This window comes from Maridesulfovibrio sp., from assembly GCF_963676065.1.
Taxonomy (GTDB): Bacteria; Desulfobacterota; Desulfovibrionia; order Desulfovibrionales; family Desulfovibrionaceae; genus Maridesulfovibrio.
Map to the genome: position 1 here is coordinate 873,300 of NZ_OY780933.1, position 17,644 is coordinate 890,943.

Genomic DNA, 17,644 nt, shown 5'->3' on the forward strand with positions numbered 1-17,644 from the left:
TCAGCTCGCCTGACTTTCTATTCAAATGCACAAGGGCTTCCCTGCCCTGATATTACTTTTGAACGTGTTGTGGAAAACTTGCGTCAGGTATCTAACCAAATTCCAAACGGAGTCTTTACAATGGCTACCACCTTTGAAGTCAACAAGACAATCAGTGAAATTAATGAACGAATTAAGAAAGGTAAGGCTGTAGTCGTCAATGCTGATGAAATGGTCGAAATCGTCCGTTCCAAAGGCAAAGTTGAAGCAGCCAAAGAAATAGATGTAGTAACCACCGGGACTTTTTCCCCGATGTGCTCTTCAGGCATGTTTTTCAATATCGGACAGGTTCCGCCAATGATGAAGACTTCGCAGGTCTGGCTGAATAATGTTCCTGCTTATGCAGGTCTGGCTGCTGCAGACTCTTATATCGGTGTTACTGAGCCTTCCGAAGACGATCCGCTGAACAAGGTTCATCCCGGCCGTTTTACTTACGGAGGAGGCCATGTCATTGAGGATCTCATTGCCGGTAAAACTGTCCGTCTCAAAGCTAAAGCTTACGGTACCGACTGTTATCCACGTCGTGAAATCGAAAAAGATGTGTCCTTAAAGGACCTTAATGATGTTACCATTCTTAACCCCCGAAATTGTTATCAGAATTACAATGCAGCGGTTAATATGACCAGCCGGACCGTCTACACGTACATGGGGCCGCTGAAGCCTAATCAGCGCAATGTCAATTTTGCCACTGCCGGGCAGCTCTCTCCGCTTTTTAACGACCCCTATCTTAAGACTATCGGCCTTGGAACGCGCATCTTTCTTGCCGGGGCTAAAGGTTACGTCATCGGAGCCGGAACCCAGCATGTTAAGGCTCCTCAGAGAAATGAGCGCGGCATTCCGTTGACTCCTTCCGGCACACTCATGCTTAAGAGCAGCAATGTAGAAGATATGGATTCCCGTTATTTCCGGGGACTCAGTTATGCCGGTTACGGTTGTACCGCATCTATCGGTGTCGGTATTCCCATTCCTATTCTGAATGAGGAAATAGCCTGGTTTACCGGTGTTTCCGATGATGAGATCCAGATGCCGGTCAAAGACTATGGATACGATTATCCCAACGGCGTAGCTAATATATTGTCCCATGTGACTTTTGAAGAGCTCAAGTCCGGATCGATCAATCTGAACGGCAAGGATATTCCTACCGTTCCGTTGACCAGTCGTTCCATTTCACTCGAGATTGCTGACAAGCTCAAAAGCTGGATTGAAAAAGGCGATTTCCTGCTGAGTGAACCCGTAGAAGAAATCGAGTCTGAATAAAGATCATCTCCGGAATCCGGGGGGGGAAAATTTTTGCAAAAGTTTTCCCTCCCGGATTCCATTTCTATAAAAAAATTTCAGTATGTTTGGCACTTAGCGCGAACATTATATTTTCAAATTAAAACCGCACTATCTTTGCTGATAGTGCGGTTTTAATTACCGGCTAAAATTTTATTACTGCAACGGATAAGCTCCGATAAAAGTTTTTGAAGAGTCCAGAGAAACTTGATTTAAAAATTTTCTCTGGTCCTGCTGAAACGCCGTCGAAGGGAATACATGAACAGCAAAAGTCTTAAAGCGGATATTTTACTGCTTATCACAGCCATCATCTGGGGAGCAGCCTTTGTAGCCCAGCGGGTCGGTATGGATCACATGGGACCGTTAACCTTTAATGCGGTTCGTTTTGCATTGGGGGCTACTGCACTGCTGCCTTTAATCAAGCGTATTGACCGGGAAAAAAAGAAAGACGGTACTTATCTGGAAGTGGATAAGAGCAGTTTCATAAAAGGCAGTTTGATTGCCGGAGGCGCTCTCTTTCTGGGCGCTACTTTTCAGCAGTGGGGTCTTGTTTATACCACAGCAGGTAATGCCGGGTTTATAACAGGTTTGTATGTGGTTTTTGTCCCTATTCTGGGCTTATTTTTCAAGCAGAAAGCGGGTCTTCCCACCTGGATAGGAGCTGTACTGGCTGTTATTGGAATGTATCTTCTTTCAGTCAATGAAAGTTTTCATATTGAATACGGTGACTTAATGGTTCTTTGCTGCGCGTTTTTCTTTGCCGCGCATGTTGTGGTCATCTCACTGCTGGCCAGCAAGGTAGATCCGGTAAAGTTTGCTGCCGGACAGTTTGCGGTATGCTCTGTTTTGAGTTTCATCGGCGCATTCGCTGTCGAGACCGTGACTTTATCCGGTCTTTGGGCAGGGATTGTGCCTATCCTTTACGGTGGACTTATGTCTGTCGGGGTAGCCTATACTTTACAGGTTGTTGCCCAGCAGGATGCCAAGCCGGCCCACGCGGCGATTATTCTCAGTCTGGAGTCGGTTTTCGCGGCATTATCAGGCTGGCTGCTGCTGGGTGAAATGCTCACAACTCAGGGCCTGATAGGTTGTTCGCTGATGCTTTGCGGTATGTTGTTGTCTCAGATTAAGTCTTAGTATTTCATGTTAATTTAAAAATATTACGACATATAGAGCAATCAATCCCAGTGTTTTTTCAACAAAAACTTATACGAACGCACTCCGTGAACCATGTCGGCTAGAATTCTAGGCATGGATTTAAAGGCGACTTTAAATGACATGTGCTTGAGCAGCGGTTGAGAATAGAAGAGCGTCCAGCGTAAACGGTTGGAGTAGCGCAGTTCAGGTAAAACGTATTTCTCAAGTCTTTCAAGATAGAATTTATCAGGCGATTTATTTTCGTTAATTCCGCGGGCAATGGATTCTGCGGCGTAGCGACCGGTCTGCATGGCATAGAAGATACCCTCGCCGAAGAGCGGTTCTACCAGTCCGGCAGCATCTCCGGCCAGTAAAGTGTGGCCGAAGCATGGATTTTCCATGAAGTTTCCGTATGGAAGCGGATATCCCTGCATGTGCAAGGATTCGGGGTTGCTGATTCCTTGTTTACGCAGGAAATCCATATATGTTTTTTTGAAATTTTCAGTGCAGCGTTTCAGCGCTCCGATTCCGGTGACAACTTTTCCCTTAGCTGGAAATACCCAGATGTATCCGGCTCTTAAGTGGCCGATATAAAGCTCGGGCTTTGATATCTTGCGCGGGTAATCCTTTTCATCAAAGATAATTTCAATGGTGGACGCCATATCATTACGCCATTTCTTTTTATCATAGGGCAGATAGCTACGTATGGTTGAATGCACTCCGTCCGCGCCGATCAGGTATTTACCCCTGAATATCCTATTTGATGCGGTTTTTATTTCTGCATCATGATAATTACAGCTGATTATTTCTTCACCTGTGAAAATATGGGCTCCGGCATTTGCGGCTTTTTGCAGAAGGAAGTAATCAAATTCCATCCGGTCCACAAAACGGAAAGGTATGGATGATTCCGCGTCCCGGATATTGTAATCGCGATAATTGATGGAATATTCAGGTGATTCATAGTTGATTATCCCTTTTTCTTTCAGGCAATCAACATCACACTCAAAGATTTTATTTAATACTTCTGTCGCCTTAAAGGTTAAAAGACCTCCACAGAGTTTTTTTCTGGGGAACTCGGCCTTATCGATCAGCGCTACTTTGAAACCTTTTGCGGCAAGGACAGTTGCGGCGGTAGATCCTGTGGGCCCCCCGCCTGCAATAATAACATCAAATTTACCTGACACATTAACTCCTGAAAACTGTTCAAAACCGGAATATCTGCTTGATTAAGTGGTGTTTTTATAGCGTTTGAAGATCACTTGGGCAAGCAAGACCGCATAAAACTTTACGGATTATGAAAAATATAGAAGCAATCATATTTGATTTTGACGGTACTTTGGCTGAATTAACCATTGATTTCGATGAGATGAAGAAAAGACTCAAGGCACTTGGAAGTGCTTTTCTTGATCCTCTGCCGGAAAAAAATGATATTCCGGCGCTGGAATGGGTTGATTTTATAGCTGATTGTCTTTCCGCAGATGACCCTGATCTCGGCAAAGAATTTCATACCCGCTGCCGTTTCCTGATAATCACTATGGAAGTGGAGGCCGCGCGGAATGGAAAGCTATTCCCTTTTACCTGTGAAATCCTCTCCAGTTTACGTAATTCAGGAGTAAAGACCGGAATCATCACCCGCAATACCGCATCCGCTGTGAGGGAGCTGGTCCCGGACATTGATGATATATCCGGTTGTTTTCTTTCAAGGGAAGATGTTCAAAACGTAAAACCGCACCCGGAACATTTATTCAAGGCGCTGGAAAAAATAGGAGTCTCCGCCGAAAATTCTCTCATGGTAGGAGATCACCCGATGGATATTGAAACCGGCAAAAGAGCGGGCGCAATGACTGCGGGGGTTGCTACGGGGCGCATGTCTGTTGAAGAGTTAAAAAAATCCAATCCTGATTTTGTTGCTGCAAACTGTTCAGAATTAATTCAATTGCTTGAAAAAGAAGGATTAGTTTTGAACAATTAGCTGTAGATAAACGAAAAAAGTCGCAATATAAGTAAATATATTGCGACTTTTTTGAACTGGTTATGAATAAAAACAGTGAAATTTACTGATTATCTATGCCTGTTCACATTTATATGGTTACAAGCTTGTAGTTTCGGGAGCCAAGTCCTATTTTCTCAGCATATTTGAGGCCGAAGCTATCTGGTGTGTCCGGGGTAAGTGCTTTAAACTTATCGTCGCCCTGACTGAGCCCTTCGGGCAGTCTGCTTGGGTATAGCGGCGGCGCTGCGTTGATCATATCTAAAGATGCTTGATCAATTGCTACCGGATCGGCTGAAATCATTATTCCAAGATCAGGGCATATCGGCGCGTCACTATAGCCGTGGCAGTCACAGTCCGGGGTAATGTTCGTAAGAAAGTTTATATGCATGGCCGGACGTTTAAGCTGGTCCAGAATCGCCTTATTGTACTCGATGAGTCTCTTGGTGAATATATCCACGTCACTCTTCCAATCTATAGAAATAGCTCCGTAGCGACAGGATAGGAAGCATCGTCCGCAACCTGTACATTCTTCTTTCATATAGATTTTCCCGTCATCATCGATATCCAGAGCTTTGGCCGCGCATTCATTTATACAGACCCCGCATCCGGTACATTTTTCAGGATGCAGATGCGGGCTGGTGGATACGTGAATATGCATCTTTCCTTTTTTGGAAGCACAGCCCATCCCGATATTTTTAATGGCACCGCCATAGCCGGCCAAACCGTGTCCCTTAACATGGTTTAGAGTAACCATCATGTCTGATTCCACAAACATTCCACCAACATAAGCTTCAGAGATATGCTCTCCACTGTAAGGTATGGTTGTCTCATATTCGCCACGTAGACCGTCAGCGAACATGACCGGAGCGCCGGTTAGATTGGGATCATAGCCGTGCCGCGCTGCCAGCAACCCATGAGAAACTGATTCACCACGATCACCGACGTAAAGGGTGCTTGTATCGGTGAAGAAGGGTTTCGCCCCTGCTTTTTTAAGGAAATCAACGATAGGTCGAAGGTTAAGAGCATTCAGGTATCCCGTGTTTCCGCTTTCCCCGAAATGGACTTTCAGAGCGACGAGATTACCTGGATCGATGATTGCGTTAAGGCCGGACTGCTTGAGCAGTTTTTTTATTTTCAAGGCATGCGGAGATTTGCGGCTGGTGCGTAAATTCCAGAAATATACTTTGGACATGATACTTCCCCTTTTTATTCAAATAGATATGTAATAAATAACCTGATAGGCTTTTGTCGGCTTAAGGTATAATCTGCTGTCGGTATTGTCTATTTTTAAGTCATGGATAAAATGAAAAAGTGTTGAATGCTTCTGGTAGCTTTCAGGACAGGGTTGATTTATATGGAAAGACATTCATGGGATTAAATATTTGTGTATGTTTGAAAATAAGCTGATCAGCAATTTAATATGCTTAATGTAATCAGGTAATCTGGAGCTTGGAATGCATATAGTAAAAAGGGTTTTAGTGACCGGTGGTGCTGGATTTCTTGGAGCACATCTTTGCGAACGTCTGCTGAATGACGGTTGTGATGTTTTATGTGTTGATAACTTTTTCACTGGTGCCAAATCCAATGTAGCTCATCTTATCGGTAACCCGAATTTTGAAATTATCCGGCATGACGTAACCTTTCCACTTTATCTGGAAATTGATGAAATCTACAATCTTGCCTGTCCTGCCTCACCAATCCACTATCAGCATGACCCGGTACAGACCACCAAGACCTCCGTGCATGGGGCTATCAATATGCTTGGCCTGGCCAAACGTACAGGAGCTAAAATTTTTCAGGCTTCAACTTCGGAAGTTTATGGTGACCCTGAAGTGCATCCTCAGCCAGAAAGCTATGTTGGCAGCGTAAATCCCATCGGTCCCCGCTCTTGTTATGATGAAGGCAAACGCTGCGCTGAGACACTTTTTTTCGATTATTACCGTCAGCACAAGGTAAGCATCAAAGTGGCGCGTATTTTCAACACGTACGGTCCGAAAATGCATCCAAATGACGGCCGTGTGGTTTCAAATTTTATAACACAGGCCCTGATGGATAATCCCATAACCATTTACGGTGATGGATCACAGACCCGTTCGTTCTGCTATGTTGATGATCTTATTGACGGTTTTATTATTCTTATGAATTCAGCGGATGAAGTTACCGGACCGATCAATCTCGGCAACCCGGTTGAATTTTCCATTCGTGAATTGGCGGAGAGAGTGATAGAGCTGACCGGTTCAGGTTCTGAAATAATTTTTAAGCCCCTGCCGGGAGATGATCCCAAGCAGCGCAAGCCGGACATAACCAAAGCCAAAGAGCTTGGCTGGGAACCTGTCATTCAGTTGGATAAAGGCCTAGTCAGCACGATAGATTATTTCAAGACTTTGGATTTAGAGTATATTTTCAAGAAATAAGACAAGTAAAGACGGAAAATATTTGGAAGGAATTCAGAAGGCAAATTTGAAAGGGGCGAACCATATAAATGGTTCGCCCCTTTTTTTGGGAGCAGGAATTATTTTTTATAAACAGCACCGGTGGATGCTGAAGTTACGTTCTGGCTGTAGCGTTTAAGGAAAGCGGAAGGCATTTCTTTTTCAATAGGTTTGAATGCTGCCCTGCGTTTTTCCATTTCAGCTTCATCTATCATCAGGTTTATGGAACGTTCGGGGATGTTGATTTCGATCACGTCACCGGTTTTGACCAGACCGATTGCACCGCCTGATGCTGCTTCCGGGGAAACATGGCCGATTGCCGCGCCGCGGGTACCGCCGGAAAAGCGTCCGTCAGTGATCAGGGCCACGTCCGCGCCGAGTCCCATACCGGAAATAGCGGAGGTGGGGGTCAGCATTTCACGCATGCCGGGGCCGCCTTTGGGTCCTTCATAAAGGATTACCACAGCATCGCCTTTGACGATTTTATTGCCAAGGATTGCTTCAACAGCTTCTTCCTCGGAATTAAAAACTTTGGCATTGCAAGAGCGTTTCATCATTTCCGGTGCAACAGCAGATTGCTTTACTACGCAGCCGTCTTCAGCAATGTTCCCGAAAAGTACAGCGATGCCGCCTTCATTGGAATAAGGGTCATCAATCGGACGGACAATATTGTGATCAGTAATTCCGGCATTCAGTTCTTTGAGGTTTTCACCAACGGATTTACCGGTAACGGTCATTGGATCAAGTTCAATGCGTCCTGATTTTGCCAGTTCGGCCATAACACCCTGAATTCCGCCGGCTGCGTTAAGGTCCTCAATGTGGTTGGGACCTGCAGGGGAAAGTTTGCACAGGTTGGGAGTCTTGCGGCTGATTTCATCAAAAACGGTCAGGTCCAGCTTGAGACCTGCTTCGTTGAAAATAGCGGGCAGGTGCAAAACGGTATTTGTGGAGCAACCAAGAGCCATATCCATTGTTACCGCGTTCTTGAGACTTTTTTCAGTTACGATGTCACGCGGTTTGATGTCTTTTTCAAGCAGAGTCATAATCTGCTGACCTGCGGCTTTGGCGAGTCTGGTCCGCTCGGCCATAACTGCCGGGATGGTGCCGTTGCCGGGCAGCGCTAAACCGATTGTCTCGGAAAGGCAGTTCATGGAGTTCGCGGTGAACATACCGGAACATGAGCCGCATGTGGGGCAGGCACTTTGTTCCAGCACTGAAAGTTCATCTTCGGTCATATTACCGGTCTTAACCTGACCAACACCTTCAAATACGGTGATCAGATCGACTTTTTTTCCGTCCTTACGTCCAGCAAGCATGGCACCGCCGCTGATTACGATGGTGGGAATGTTCAAACGCAGGGCGGCCATGAGCATACCGGGTACGATTTTATCACAGTTGGGTACAAGCACCAGTGCGTCAAAAGGATGAGCGGTAGCCATAATCTCTATAGAGTCGGCGATGATTTCACGGCTGGGCAGGGAGTAGCGCATGCCGGCGTGGTTCATGGCCAGCCCGTCACAGACTCCGATAGCCGGAAATTCCATGGGGACTCCTCCTGCGAGGCGCACACCGTCTTTTACCGCACGGGTGATGTTGTTCAGATGAACGTGGCCGGGAATAATTTCGTTAGCCGCGTTACAGACACCGATCAAGGGACGGTTAACTTCGTCCTTGGACATGCCAAGTGCGTAAAGCAGGGAACGGTGCGGGGCTTTTTCCAGCCCACCGGTCATTTTCTTACTTCTCATGATAATTCTCTCCTGGTTGGTATGCCTCCGGCCGTCATTTTTGGGAGTCTACCGACGGTCCCTGCCGGGGGCCTTAAACCCTTTTGGATAAGGTTTAAGAATCCCAAAACTTGTAATTGGGGTTCTGGTTTTAGGTTATAAATTTGTGCTTTTGGAAATTTCAATCAAACAACCATCGAAAAACAGGTGTTTGGAGAAAAATATTTGTAAATTACACTAATAAGGATTCCAAAAGGGATTATCCCCTTTGGCCGCCGGAGGCGAAATAAAATTATCTAAAAGCGCGATAGCGCATCAGATCAAAATTAATTCTTAACAGCCACAAAGCTGCTCAGCATCCCGATTATGGTGACGGTTCCTGTCAGTATAAGGCATTGTTCAGGAGGCAGGAAGGTCAGTTTCATGAATAGTGGCGGAAAGTTCAGAATGTCAGCGAAAAAAAGCTGTGCAGTATAAAGGATACCAAGGGCTGCACTGCTTCCTATCAGTCCGAGCAGGGCCCCGCCGGTTAATAGCGGAAGGCGGATGAACCATTGCTTGGCACCTACGAGATAAAGTATTTCTATTTCATCTTTGCGGGTCATGAGTGAGAGGCGCATGGTGTTGCCGACCACCAGTCCGACCACCAGTCCGAGAAAACCGATTATGGGCCAGACTACTGACTGAGTAAGATTTATCCAGCCCCGTGCAAGGTCAATCTGTAGTGGATTATAATGTACCTTGTCCACAAATGGAAGAGCTTTAAGATTGCGTAATAAATCAGCCGCCCAGCGTTCATTCTCAACTCCGGATTTAACGGAAAAAGAGAGCAGCGCTGTTGGAGGAAGTGGATTGCTCGTCTTTCCAAGCCATGAAAAATCGTCTGTGTCACTTAGAGCTTCAGAGAGTTGTTTCAGGGCATTTTCAGGGGTAAAGGTACGTATATCTTTGAGCCCTTCTAGCTTTTTAAGGTCTGCCCACTGCTTTTCATACTCTTTTACCGGTGTATCGGCCGACCAGAAAATCTGTATTTCGACCTGTCCCCTGCTCTTCAGGAGTTCCTGATTCACATTATGCATGGTCAGCATGAACAGACCGGCCAGAATTGAGACCATGGTGACAGCCACAAGGGTGAAGATATTCGCCCACGGATGGAGTCCCATATCACGGATACCCCTGCCGAGGAGTCTGAAGAAAAGCGTTAACATGGGCAACGCTCCGCAGTAAGGTGTTCCGGGGCTTCGCAGACCTGACCGTCTTCAAGGTGGATTATTCTGGCGTCCGGTACATAGCGCAGGATTTCACGGCTATGGGTGGCCATGACCACAGTTGTTCCATGGGTGTTAAATTGTTTGAAAACGTCCATGAGATGCAGGGAAAGCTCAAAGTCCAGATTACCTGTGGGTTCATCCGCAATGATGAGTTTCGGATTGACCACCATTGCCCGGGCAATGGCAACCCGCTGCTGTTCACCGCCGGAAAGGCTGCTGCATTTTGAGTAGCTTTTCTTTTCAAGTCCGAGGGCGCGGATAATAGCCCTGACCCTTTTATCAACTATTGATTTGGGCATGCTGCGTACGGTCAGGGCAAGGGAAACGTTTTCGTAAACGGAGCGTCCGGGCAGAATTTTAAAATCCTGAAAGACCACCCCGAGTTCACGGCGCAGCATGGGAATCTGTCCGCGCTTGATATTGTGCAGGTCGTAGCCGGCCACTGAAGCCTGGCCCCGTGTAAGCGGAAGAGCTCCATACAGTAGGCGCATGAGGGTGGTTTTGCCGGCGCCGGAATGTCCGGTAAGAAAAATGAATTCCCCTTTTTCGATATTCAGGGAAATGTCCTTCAAAGCCCAGTTGGAGCCGAAGTTGTACGAAAGCCGGTTGATCCGGATCATTTATGCCACCGTGAATAATATTTAGAATTTAACCTTCAGCTTCTGACCGTCGGAAGTGGTGCAGCTACCGGTGCCGCCGCCTTCGAATTGCTGAATCCGGTCATTAAGTATGAAATCGCATTTCATACTTACCCCGTCGTGGCTGTAAAGAGTAACGGATTGTTGACCGGAACCCATTTCGCCATTGAAAACGGTTTCATCAGGCAACTGCGCTTTAACAGTGTAGGTTTTAAGTCCACGCTGCTTAAGAGCTGACATTTCTACCGGGCCCAGGTCAGATCCGGTATCAGAAGTGACATCACCTTTTATTATAACAGGTGCACAGGACGTAAGGCTGGCAAGCAGTACAGTCAATATGAAAAATCTCTGGATCATTTTATTAAACTCCTCGATTCGGTTTGTAGCAGGGGTAAGGCTGTTTTGCAAAATACAATATCTCAGCAGCGTTTCTGGACGGGAATTCTTCAACATCTAAAAAACATATCTGTAAAGTTGGATATGTTCATCAGAAAGATTTACGTTTTTGCTGTTTTCAATTAAGTTCCCGATTAGAGCATGGACCCGAGTAACTATCCTGACATCTTGGCTTGTTTAGAAAGCTGCAATAAATTCAATAGTTTAACTGGTTGAATTGGTTGGTTACGGGGTATGTCTAAGCAGCGTCAATGGCCGTGGATAAACATATAACTCAAGCAGCAGGAAAGAGATATGAAAATTTCTGAAAGACTTATGAGGGCAAAGCCGTCCGCAACTCTGGCAGTTAACGCCAAGGCACAGGAACTGCGTGCACAGGGTAAGGAAATCGTGAGCCTCGCAGTTGGCGAGCCTGATTTTCCCACCCCGAAACATGTCTGCGAAGCCATGAAGAAAGCTGTTGATGACGGTTTTCATCGTTATACCGCCGTTCCGGGGCTTCCCGAATTACGCGCAGCAGTAGCCAATTATTATGGTAAGTTCTACGGTGCTAAAGCTGAAGCTGAAAACACCATTATCAGTAATGGCGGAAAACATTCACTTTATAACCTGTTCATGGCCCTTATTGATCCGGGTGACGAAGCGCTTATCCCTGCTCCTTACTGGGTCAGCTATCCGGACATGGTAGAGCTGGCGGAAGGTAAGCCTGTTATCGTGCCCACAACTGCCGAGTCCGGTTTTTTGGCCAAAATTGAGGATCTTGAAGCAGCTTGTACTTCAAAGACAAAATTGTTGGTCCTGAATACTCCTTCGAACCCAACCGGTTGTCATTATCCGCAGGAGCAGCTGACCGAGATCGCTAATTGGGCCAAGTCCAAGGGAATCTTTATCATTTCCGATGAAGTTTATGACCGTCTGGTCTATACTCCTGCTGAATACTCCACCCTTGCTAATTTCTGGGAAAAGAATCCCGAAGATGTAGCCATAGTAGGCGCTCTGTCAAAGAGTTTCGCTATGACCGGTTGGCGTGTGGGTACTGCACTGGCTCATGCTGATCTGGTAAAAGCCATGGTCAAGATTCAGGGCCAATCCACATCCAACGTGAATACTATGGCTCAGAAGGCTGCACTTGCCGCTTTTGAAGGTCCGTGGGATTTCATTGATGAAATGACAGTTAAATTCAAACGCCGCCGTGATCTCGCTCTTGAAATCATTACTTCATGGCCCGGTGTTATCTGTCCGAAGCCGGATGGGGCATTTTATCTTTTCCCTGTTCTTGATTCCTTTTACACTGAAGAAACACCTGATTCCGCTTCCATGTGTACCAAGATTCTGGAAGAAGCCGGCGTGGCTCTCGTGCCCGGTTCCGCCTTCGGTGATGACCGCTGCATCCGCATTTCTTATGCTGTGGATGATGAAGTTCTCAAAAATTCTCTGGAAAAAATCGGTAAAGTGTTGATGGGAAAATAAAAATTACGTAAATATAGTCATATTTGATTAATATAAAATCAGCCTCTCCCGGTGATGACTTCCGGGAGAGGCTGCAACCTATACCAGGAGATCGAATATGGCTGCCAACATTCTTGATTGGACCGACAGCTGGTACGAAAGGCTTGATTCGGAATCTCAGTGCGATTCCGCGGCATCCATCGCTGCAAGATTCAGCGGAGAAGTGGCTGATGGCAAGCTTCCATTTTGCTCCATGCCTTTTATGGCTTCTCTGCTCCATAATCTGGAAGGCCTTGAAGAATACGTAAAAAGTTTTGACCATATGCTTCTGCTGGGCATAGGCGGCTCGGCATTGGGAGCAAGAGCCCTGCAAAAAGCGTTTTTTCCGCAGCAGGATCAGCCCGGTCATGAAGGACCATGGCTTTGGATTGCGGATAATGTCTGCGCGAAGACACTCGATGCCTACCTGAAAAAACTTCCCCTTGAAAAAACATTGGTGGCGGTTGTTTCCAAATCCGGAGGCACAATTGAAACCATCAGTCAGTATTTTCTTATCCGTGATAAACTCAAGCAGGATCTAGGTGATAACTGGAATCGCAATGTTTTGTTTGTCACAGACAAGGAAAAAGGTTTTCTGCGCGAGCAGGCTGATGAATATTCTGTACGTACCCTCGAAGTTCCTGATTTCCTCGGTGGAAGATATTCCGTTCTTTCTGCTGTGGGGCTGCTTCCTGCCATGTTTATGGGCATTGATTACCGCTCAATGGTGGAAGGTGCTTCCGATGTCCTTTCACCCCTTGCCGCTCCCGATTTAAATGGTGATACCCTAGGCAATCATCCGGCATTCAAGCTGGCTTGCTGGGCTTCAGGGCTGATGGGAGAAGGCTATAACGAACTCATCTTTTTTTCATATATTCCTCAATGGGCCTGCTTCGGCCAATGGTTCGCTCAGCTTTGGGCCGAAAGTCTCGGCAAAGACGGTAAAGGCAGTCAGCCGCTTCCGGCAGTAGGAGCCACGGATCAGCATTCAGTGAACCAGATGTTTCTCGATGGGCCGCGCAATAAAGGATGCCTGTTCCTTACCTGTCCTTCCCTTCCTGAAGGAGCTTCCTTCACGGACGATATCCCGGACAATTTCGCTTACCTCAAAGGAAAAAGTTTCGGTGAGCTGATCCATGCCGAAGCTCTGGGAACGAAAATGGCCCTTTCCGCCAATAAAGTTCCTCTTGTTGAAATGCAGATGGGGTCCGATTCTGAAGAATCCGCAGGACGGCTTATGGGGCTGCTCATGGCGGCAACTATTTTCACCGGCTGGCTTATAGAGATAAATCCCATTGACCAGCCTGCCGTTGAAATGGGCAAGCTGCTGGCTAAAGCAAGGCTTGGTGCTGATGGATTGCAAAAAGAAAAAGACAGCCTTGATTCATTTTTGAATATTAAGCGTGAAGAGCAGGAATTTTAGGAAGTTGATGCGCTATCGCTCTTTTTGATAATCGTGTTTCGACTCTGGAGGCTAAAGAGCTAAGCCTCTTAAGAATCACTTTTAGTTTGAATTAAGTATGTCTGGAAAAACTTGGGAAACATCTCAAGTTTTTCCTTTTTCTTTACTACTGACTATCTTTAAGGCACGAATAGGCAAGCTATTACTCAATTATACCGATTAAAATTTTTGAATAGTCTAGAGAAACTTTTTAAAAAGAGTTTCTCTGGTCCCCCGAAGGGGACGCCGGAGGCATTTTTTTGGAATCAGAACATCAAGATTTGCAAGTTAAATCATTTCAGCTTGTTAAACTTCTTTCATGGACTCTGCTGATAGTTATTATTGCCAGCAGTCTGGGTCTTTCTGTTTTTCTGGCCAAGCATGCAGATGAAACTCTGCTTGAAAAACAGAAGGAATTTGCCCTGCTGCAGGCTGAAAACCTGAATCACCAGATTTACCGTCGTTTTATCCTGCCTACACTAATCGGCTACGGGCGCATCGGTTTGAAAAATAAAGAACAGATGGACCGTCTTGATCAGGTGGTGCGTTCCACGGTGCATAGTTTTAAGGTTAATGAAGTCCGTGTTTATGATCCTGAGCTCACTGTTTCGTATTCCACGGATACTGATAAGATAGGCAAGGCTGATCTTGCGGGGGAATTTATCAAGCAGGTTCTGGATACCGGAAAGCCCCGCTATGAGTTCATCAGTAAGAAATCCACATTGGCGCTCATATTTGATTTTCACATGCGCCCGGGCACGATGCAGCTTAAGATTGTTTATCCCCTGCGTTCAGAAAAAAGCCTGAATATCGATGAAAATGTAATCATGGGTGTGATGGAATTGACGCAGGATATTACGGAAGATTACCAGTCCGTTATCAATTTTGAACGTTTGATTCTTTTTACATCAAGTTTTTCCGCTTTGATTCTTTTCGCCACGATCATGGCCATCATCAGACGTGCTGATATTGTAAATGAACAGCGCATGCAGGACCGCAGACAGTTTGAAAAAGAGCTGAACCAAAGTGAAAAACTGGCCAGTATCGGACGTATGGTTTCCGGTGTGGCTCATGAGATTCGCAATCCGCTCGGTATTATCCGCTCAAGTTCGGAATTATTACTTAAAAGGATGAAGGACGGCGATCAGACCAATGTAAAAATACTTGGTGCCATTCATGAGGAAACAAAGCGGCTAAGCCGGACAGTGAGCGATTTTCTTGATTATGCAAGACCGCGTAAGATAGCCATGAGCGCGCTTGATCCTGCTGATCTGCTGGATAAAATTTATATGTTCCTTGAATCAAAATGCCGGGAAAGCAATATTGAATTGCGCTGTAACTACGTACACGGATATCAGGTCTGTGCTGATTCGGATCTGCTCTACAGGGCTTTTTACAATCTCATCGGCAATGCCATACAAGCGGTGGAAGGTGATGGATATATTTCTGTTTTCATCGATGAGACAGAAGGCGGAATCAATGTTGTTGTTTCCGATTCCGGTTCGGGATTCCCGGAAGGTATTATTGAAAAGGTCAAAGACCCGTTTTTTACGACCAAAGATAATGGAACGGGGCTTGGGCTTGCTATTGTGACCAATATTGTGGAAAGCCATAACGGAAAGCTGCGCATCGGAAATAATCCTGAAGGCGGGGCGCGTTTGGAAATATTTTTACCTGAAAAGAAAGACTGCTAGAAAATGCCTGCAAATATTCTCATACTGGATGACGAGCAAAACTACCTGCTCATTCTGGAAGCAATGCTTTCGGACGAAGGTTACACCATCACCGCCCTTTCCGATCCGGAAACAGGGCTGGCCTACCTTGATGAATCCGAAGTTGATATGATCATCACCGATATGAAAATGCCCAAGCTTACCGGGCAGGATGTGCTGGAACATGTGAAAAAGAATTTTCCGCATATTCCGGTAATTATCATGACAGCGTTCGGGTCCATTGAATCAGCTGTCGAAGCTATGAAAATCGGGGCCTTTGATTACATTACAAAGCCTTTTGCCAACGAAGAACTGCTTCTTTCTGTTACCAAGGCTGCCCAGTTCGCCAAAGCGCAGCAGGAAAATAAACAACTGCGGGAACAGATCAAAGACCGTTACTCCCCCAGTAATATCATCGGCCGCTCGAAGCCCATGATGCAGGTCTTCGATATGATCAGCAAGGCTGCCCCGGGAAACTCCACCGTGCTTGTTACCGGTGAATCCGGTACCGGTAAGGAGTTGGTAGCTCAGGCTATCCATCAGGCATCACCGCGCTGTGATAAGCCGTTTGTCTCGGTAAACTGCATGGCCTTTAATACCGGGGTTCTTGAAAGTGAACTTTTCGGTCATGAGAAAGGTTCATTTACCGGGGCTGTTGCCCGTAAAAGAGGCCGTTTTGAAGCTGCTGATCACGGGACTCTTTTTCTTGATGAGATAGGAGAAATATCGCACGACATGCAGGTTAAGCTGCTGCGTGCGTTGCAGGAAAGGACTATCGAGCGTGTCGGCGGGGGTGAATCCATTAAAGTTGACATCCGTATCGTTGCCGCTACCAATAAAAATCTCAAGGAAGCTGTGGAAAAAGGCGAATTTCGTGAAGATCTATACTACCGTCTGAACGTAGTCAGCATCGAAATGCCTCCCCTACGTGAACGGCGTGAGGATATCCCTTTTCTGGTCGATCATTTTCTCGCCACTTATTCTGCTGAAAATAACAAGAAATTTGAAGGTTTCTCACCTTCAGCAATGGATTACATGACTGCCTATGAATGGCCCGGAAACGTGCGCCAGTTACAGAATGTTGTGGAACGTTGTGTTGTTCTTACATCCGGAACTGTAATTGATACAGTGGACCTGCCTGCTGAGATCAAGGATGAGGAAGCACAGTTCAAGAGCGCAGTAGACCTGCTGCCCCCTAAGCTTAATCTTGCAGATACACTTGATAAGATCGAAGCAACGCTGGTGCGTAGAGCGCTGGTTGCCAGTAATTTCGTCAAGGTTGATGCCGCTGAAATGCTCGGTATCTCCAAGAGTCTTTTGCAGTATAAATTGAAGAAGTATAAAATTAGCGGAAAGTAAAAAGATGCCTCCGGCGGTTTAAATCCGCCGAAGGGAATTGTAAGCTTAATTAAAAATGATAATACATAGTGTTAGTGGCTGAGAACCGTTCGTGATCCGAAAGATCGTGTTTGCGTGCCGGGGCCTGCAGGGCGTTGTCACGGTACTCGAAGATCTTGACCAGAAATCCTGATTTGTCCTTTGTTATGAATAAGCCTTCCCGCTCACCGTTGCGGTAATTCATTTCATCCCGAACTCTGCCGTTAGGATAGAAGGTGAAAGACTTGCCGTCCAGCTGGGCCTTTGCGTTGTAGTGGAGCATTTCCCGCAGCTTTCCATTCTCATAGTATTCGTAATTATAGCCGGACTTGTCCCGGTTGATGAAGAACTTCTGCTTTATGTTGCCGTTTTTCCAGTAAAGAGTGTGGTAACCGTAATACATGCCGTTACGGTTGGTGCCTTTTTCACGCAGTTTTCCGTCTGGGTAATAGTGGTAGAATTCGCCTTCCATTACCCCGTCCTTTACCGTGATCATGCTCTTGGGAAACTTGTGTTCAGAGTCATAATACTCGGCGTAAATACCGCTGAAAGGCTCATTGTCATCAATAAGAAGTATTTTGTCCTGCTCAAAACTAAGCTCGTAGAAAGTTGCCTCCTGCTGTCCACATGCGGAAAGCAGAAATAAAAACAGGGCCATAATCAATATGGACAACTTTTTGAGCATATATTTCTCCAGTTCTTTCAGGTAGCCTTTATT

The 17,644-nt window shown here is 46.1% G+C and carries 15 protein-coding genes; 8 read left to right on the plus strand and 7 right to left on the minus strand.

All coding sequences use genetic code 11. The features are described 5' to 3' along the window. The first annotated feature begins 120 nt into the window (after nt 1-120). Together ACKU35_RS03905 and ACKU35_RS03910 are read left to right on the plus strand one after the other, a co-directional pair. Nucleotides 121-1,296 (plus strand): homocysteine biosynthesis protein, encoded by a 1,176-nt coding sequence (locus ACKU35_RS03905; protein WP_319763337.1) that lies wholly within the window; start codon nt 121-123, stop codon nt 1,294-1,296. Between the two features lie 276 nt (nt 1,297-1,572). Beyond that, nucleotides 1,573-2,451 carry a DMT family transporter gene (locus tag ACKU35_RS03910; protein WP_319763339.1) on the plus strand — a complete coding sequence of 293 codons (879 nt, stop codon included), beginning with the start codon at nt 1,573-1,575 and terminating at the stop codon, nt 2,449-2,451. A 41-nt stretch (nt 2,452-2,492) separates the two neighbouring features. Here ACKU35_RS03910 and ACKU35_RS03915 read toward each other — a convergent pair whose 3' ends face one another. Continuing rightward, entirely contained in the window at nt 2,493-3,635 is a 1,143-nt protein-coding gene (locus ACKU35_RS03915; protein WP_319763341.1) for a geranylgeranyl reductase family protein, read from the minus strand. A 110-nt stretch (nt 3,636-3,745) separates the two neighbouring features. Here ACKU35_RS03915 and ACKU35_RS03920 point away from each other — a divergent pair, with 110 nt between their 5' ends. Beyond that, complete coding sequence (locus tag ACKU35_RS03920) at nt 3,746-4,423, plus strand: HAD family hydrolase (RefSeq protein WP_319763343.1); 678 nt, start codon at nt 3,746-3,748, stop codon at nt 4,421-4,423. 109 nt (nt 4,424-4,532) lie between these two features. Here the strand turns inward: ACKU35_RS03920 and ACKU35_RS03925 are convergent, their stop codons facing one another. Then, nucleotides 4,533-5,636 carry a DUF362 domain-containing protein gene (locus ACKU35_RS03925; RefSeq protein ID WP_319763345.1) on the minus strand — a complete coding sequence of 368 codons (1,104 nt, stop codon included), beginning with the start codon at nt 5,634-5,636 and terminating at the stop codon, nt 4,533-4,535. Nucleotides 5,637-5,898: 262 nt separating this feature from the next. Between ACKU35_RS03925 and ACKU35_RS03930 the strand changes: the two genes are divergently transcribed. Further along, nucleotides 5,899-6,858, plus strand: coding sequence for a UDP-glucuronic acid decarboxylase family protein (locus ACKU35_RS03930; RefSeq protein WP_319763347.1), 960 nt, complete (start codon nt 5,899-5,901; stop codon nt 6,856-6,858). 98 nt (nt 6,859-6,956) lie between these two features. Here ACKU35_RS03930 and ilvD read toward each other — a convergent pair whose 3' ends face one another. The 4 genes from ilvD to ACKU35_RS03950 all read right to left on the minus strand — a co-directional run bounded on the left by ilvD (nt 6,957) and on the right by ACKU35_RS03950 (nt 10,869). Continuing rightward, the gene (gene ilvD, locus ACKU35_RS03935) at nt 6,957-8,624 is read right to left on the minus strand and encodes a dihydroxy-acid dehydratase (protein ID WP_319763349.1); all 1,668 of its coding nucleotides are present in this window, start codon (nt 8,622-8,624) and stop codon (nt 6,957-6,959) included. Between the two features lie 305 nt (nt 8,625-8,929). Then, nucleotides 8,930-9,811 carry a permease-like cell division protein FtsX gene (locus tag ACKU35_RS03940; RefSeq protein WP_319763350.1) on the minus strand — a complete coding sequence of 294 codons (882 nt, stop codon included), beginning with the start codon at nt 9,809-9,811 and terminating at the stop codon, nt 8,930-8,932. Continuing rightward, nucleotides 9,805-10,494 carry a cell division ATP-binding protein FtsE gene (gene ftsE, locus ACKU35_RS03945; RefSeq protein ID WP_319763352.1) on the minus strand — a complete coding sequence of 230 codons (690 nt, stop codon included), beginning with the start codon at nt 10,492-10,494 and terminating at the stop codon, nt 9,805-9,807. The genes ACKU35_RS03940 and ftsE overlap by 7 nt, the downstream gene beginning before the upstream one ends. A gap of 21 nt (nt 10,495-10,515) precedes the next feature. Then, complete coding sequence (locus ACKU35_RS03950) at nt 10,516-10,869, minus strand: hypothetical protein (RefSeq protein ID WP_319763354.1); 354 nt, start codon at nt 10,867-10,869, stop codon at nt 10,516-10,518. Nucleotides 10,870-11,202: 333 nt separating this feature from the next. On the opposite strand from ACKU35_RS03950, the gene ACKU35_RS03955 reads away from it, so the two are divergent. The 4 genes from ACKU35_RS03955 to ACKU35_RS03970 all read left to right on the plus strand — a co-directional run bounded on the left by ACKU35_RS03955 (nt 11,203) and on the right by ACKU35_RS03970 (nt 16,908). Then, nucleotides 11,203-12,378: a pyridoxal phosphate-dependent aminotransferase gene (locus tag ACKU35_RS03955; protein ID WP_319763356.1), complete on the plus strand. Its 1,176-nt coding sequence runs from the start codon at nt 11,203-11,205 to the stop codon at nt 12,376-12,378. Nucleotides 12,379-12,475: 97 nt separating this feature from the next. Then, nucleotides 12,476-13,819: a glucose-6-phosphate isomerase gene (locus ACKU35_RS03960; RefSeq protein WP_319763358.1), complete on the plus strand. Its 1,344-nt coding sequence runs from the start codon at nt 12,476-12,478 to the stop codon at nt 13,817-13,819. 278 nt (nt 13,820-14,097) lie between these two features. Further along, nucleotides 14,098-15,531 carry an ATP-binding protein gene (locus ACKU35_RS03965; protein ID WP_319763360.1) on the plus strand — a complete coding sequence of 478 codons (1,434 nt, stop codon included), beginning with the start codon at nt 14,098-14,100 and terminating at the stop codon, nt 15,529-15,531. A gap of 3 nt (nt 15,532-15,534) precedes the next feature. Then, nucleotides 15,535-16,908, plus strand: a complete 1,374-nt coding sequence (locus ACKU35_RS03970; RefSeq protein WP_319763362.1) for a sigma-54 dependent transcriptional regulator — start codon at nt 15,535-15,537, stop codon at nt 16,906-16,908. Between the two features lie 49 nt (nt 16,909-16,957). Here ACKU35_RS03970 and ACKU35_RS03975 read toward each other — a convergent pair whose 3' ends face one another. Then, a complete protein-coding gene (locus ACKU35_RS03975; RefSeq protein WP_319763364.1) occupies nt 16,958-17,611 on the minus strand; it encodes a toxin-antitoxin system YwqK family antitoxin in 654 nt (217 codons plus the stop codon). Nucleotides 17,612-17,644: the final 33 nt, after the last annotated feature.

Bases quoted from the DNA above. Each gene is read 5' to 3' on its own strand.
- ACKU35_RS03905 (WP_319763337.1), top strand. From the start codon at position 121: ATGGCTACCACCTTTGAAGTCAACAAGACAATCAGTGAAATTAATGAA.
- ACKU35_RS03910 (WP_319763339.1), top strand. From the start codon at position 1,573: ATGAACAGCAAAAGTCTTAAAGCGGATATTTTACTGCTTATCACAGCC.
- ACKU35_RS03920 (WP_319763343.1), top strand. From the start codon at position 3,746: ATGAAAAATATAGAAGCAATCATATTTGATTTTGACGGTACTTTGGCT.
- ACKU35_RS03925 (WP_319763345.1), bottom strand. From the start codon at position 5,636: ATGTCCAAAGTATATTTCTGGAATTTACGCACCAGCCGCAAATCTCCG.
- ACKU35_RS03930 (WP_319763347.1), top strand. From the start codon at position 5,899: ATGCATATAGTAAAAAGGGTTTTAGTGACCGGTGGTGCTGGATTTCTT.
- ilvD (WP_319763349.1), bottom strand. From the start codon at position 8,624: ATGAGAAGTAAGAAAATGACCGGTGGGCTGGAAAAAGCCCCGCACCGT.
- ACKU35_RS03940 (WP_319763350.1), bottom strand. From the start codon at position 9,811: ATGTTAACGCTTTTCTTCAGACTCCTCGGCAGGGGTATCCGTGATATG.
- ftsE (WP_319763352.1), bottom strand. From the start codon at position 10,494: ATGATCCGGATCAACCGGCTTTCGTACAACTTCGGCTCCAACTGGGCT.
- ACKU35_RS03950 (WP_319763354.1), bottom strand. From the start codon at position 10,869: ATGATCCAGAGATTTTTCATATTGACTGTACTGCTTGCCAGCCTTACG.
- ACKU35_RS03955 (WP_319763356.1), top strand. From the start codon at position 11,203: ATGAAAATTTCTGAAAGACTTATGAGGGCAAAGCCGTCCGCAACTCTG.
- ACKU35_RS03960 (WP_319763358.1), top strand. From the start codon at position 12,476: ATGGCTGCCAACATTCTTGATTGGACCGACAGCTGGTACGAAAGGCTT.
- ACKU35_RS03970 (WP_319763362.1), top strand. From the start codon at position 15,535: ATGCCTGCAAATATTCTCATACTGGATGACGAGCAAAACTACCTGCTC.
- ACKU35_RS03975 (WP_319763364.1), bottom strand. From the start codon at position 17,611: ATGCTCAAAAAGTTGTCCATATTGATTATGGCCCTGTTTTTATTTCTG.